Origin of the sequence: Bifidobacterium pullorum subsp. saeculare (genome assembly GCF_016899725.1) — a bacterium.
GTDB classification, from domain to species: Bacteria; Actinomycetota; Actinomycetes; order Actinomycetales; family Bifidobacteriaceae; genus Bifidobacterium; species Bifidobacterium pullorum_C.
Genome location: NZ_JACLYU010000065.1, coordinates 1 through 752 on the forward strand (window position 1 = coordinate 1; position 752 = coordinate 752).

General features: G+C 64.8%; 1 protein-coding gene and 1 pseudogene. One reads left to right on the forward strand and one right to left on the reverse strand.

Features of this window, described 5'->3' with window-relative positions; genetic code table 11:
* A partial coding sequence (locus tag H7U32_RS09425) for a transposase family protein (protein ID WP_239457668.1) occupies positions 1-303 on the reverse strand: 303 nt, incomplete at its 3' end.
* A gap of 269 nt (positions 304-572) precedes the next feature.
* On the opposite strand from H7U32_RS09425, the pseudogene H7U32_RS09430 reads away from it, so the two are divergent.
* Positions 573-752: pseudogene (locus H7U32_RS09430) on the forward strand (integrase catalytic domain-containing protein); the annotation flags it as partial.

A 752-nucleotide genomic window follows, 5' to 3' on the forward strand; every position in this document is an offset into this window, starting at 1 on the left:
GAAGCCGCGGGTGAACCGGCCGCCCGGCTCGGCCCACGGCACCCGGGAGACCACCACGCCGTGCAGACGGCATTCCACTCGCGGGACCGGGCCGGAAAGCTCGACGCGGAAGCAACCGAAGTCCTGGTGCCGCCAGCTTCGCCCGCCCCCGCCGTTGTCGTGTCTCGGGGCCTTTCGCCCGCAGCGCGAGCAGCGCAACGCTCCCTTCCTGCACCTGACGCGCGCCACCAGGACGGGCGCGTCGCGTAGCGGGGAGTCGTCCAACGACACGTCCTCGACTATCATGTCTTTGACGTTCGGCAATCGCTTGAATATGCTCTTCGACTAAGGCGCTTTCCTCGGTTGTGTTCTTGGTCGAAAAACAAACCCACAGGAAGCGCCCCTCACACCTTCGTATTCAACGGCTCAACGACGAGCCACCACCCACGAAAACAACACAAGAGCCACAAAAATCAGGTCATATCAACGTGCTTCACGTTTTTTGAGCGTGAATTGTGTAGTGGTGCCTCATCGGGAGTGAGCGCGAAACCGGGTCGGTCTGTTCGGCTGGTCGTATGGAAGACGGGACCACCATGGCGACGAAGCGGCAGGTCACCCTCAGGTTCAGGGACGAGTATGTGAGGGCGTCGAAGAAGCGGAAGGGCGTCATCCTGGACAGGATGCGCGAGACGCCCGGGGTGGGCGGGGGCACGGCCAGGCGCCTGCTCGCCCAGGCCGGGCGGCATGGGAACGACGCGGCGCCGGCGGCGCGG